Annotated in this window: 1 protein-coding gene; it reads left to right on the top strand. The window is 45.7% G+C overall.

The window, feature by feature from the left end; genetic code table 11:
* Nucleotides 1–85: 85 nt before the first annotated feature.
* Nucleotides 86–1,263 (top strand): IS3 family transposase gene (locus tag ACFQZT_RS32225; RefSeq protein ID WP_379307055.1). Its coding sequence is split into 2 segments (ribosomal slippage): nucleotides 86–374 and nucleotides 374–1,263, totalling 1,179 coding nucleotides; the frame shifts between segments, so codons are not numbered across the junction.
* Nucleotides 1,264–1,301: the final 38 nt, after the last annotated feature.

The raw sequence follows: 1,301 nt of genomic DNA, 5'->3' as shown, positions 1-1,301 counted from the left end.
TGGTATTATCCCCTTTAAGTAGACACTCAATAAAAACCGTCATGTTATCATGAGGGAACGAGTGAAATTTGGAGGGGATTTTTTTATGGCTAAAAAGGGACAGGTATTTCAAAGCTATACAGAAGAATTTAAGTTGGAGGCGGTTAAAGCCTATGTGGAGGGATCTTCGAGTTACAAGGTGATGGCCGAGCAGCTGGAGATACGTAATTGTTCACAGTTGAAGGTGTGGGTAAAGAAGTGGCAAAACGGAGACAAGTTTGACGAGCGTAAAGGACTTACCAACCCGCTTAAAGGACGTCCCCGTGAGACATTCGCCTGCATAGAGGAAGAGCGAGACTACCTGAAAGCGCAGGTAGAATACTTAAAAAAGCGGTATCCAAATCTGGTAAAGGAGGTCACGTCGAACAGCAAGATCACTACCAACTAATTGAGGAACTACGCAGCGTACACGGTGTCACCCGTCTCTTAAGCATCGCGGGTATACCTCGAGCCAGCTATTACAAATGGCGTGCGACACGTTCGTCGCGCATGCAAAAACAAGCGCGAGATTACGAGTTAAAGGAGCATATGATGGCCATCCACGCTGTGCATCCTTACTTCGGATACCCTCGTATGATGAATGCCTTATGGGAAGCTGGGTACCGTGTTAATCATAAAAAGATATGGAGATTGATGAGGGAATTATCCATTCAGTCCGTTATTCGAAAGAAAAGACAACGCTTCAGCTACAAGCCATCCGTCATCTATCCGAACCGACTAAAGCGCCAGTTCCATGCCATAGGACCTCAGCAGAAGTTGGTCACTGACATCACATATATTTCCGATGGCACGCGTTTTTACTACCTGTCTGCGATCCAAGACTTGTTTAATAATGAGATTGTGGCATGGAAATTATCCGAGCGTAACGATGTACAACTTGTGCTCGATACGATTGAAGAGTGGACAAGGAAAAGAGACGTATGTGGGGCCGTACTCCATTCGGATCAAGGCTTCCAGTATACGTCTCAAGCGTACAACACACGATTGGAAGCACTCAGCGTCAAAGGCAGCCACTCTCGCAAAGCAACCTGCCTGGATAACGCGTGCATCGAATCCTTCTTTTCGCATCTCAAAACAGAGAAGTTGTATCTCCAACAGTGTAAGTCAGAATCCGAGATTCATCAAGCCATTGAGGAGTACATCTACTTTTATAACTATCAACGGTTTCAAGCTAAACTTAAACAGCGCGCGCCGATTGAATATCGACACGCGCTGGCAGCATAGCTTTTTTTCAACTGTCTACTTGACAGGGGTATGACCAT

It is taken from the genome of Paenibacillus sp. GCM10027628 (genome assembly GCF_042676385.1).
Taxonomy (GTDB): Bacteria; Bacillota; Bacilli; order Paenibacillales; family NBRC-103111; genus Paenibacillus_E.
Note: the sequence above shows the minus strand (reverse complement) of the source record. Positions and strands in the feature narration are given on the sequence as shown.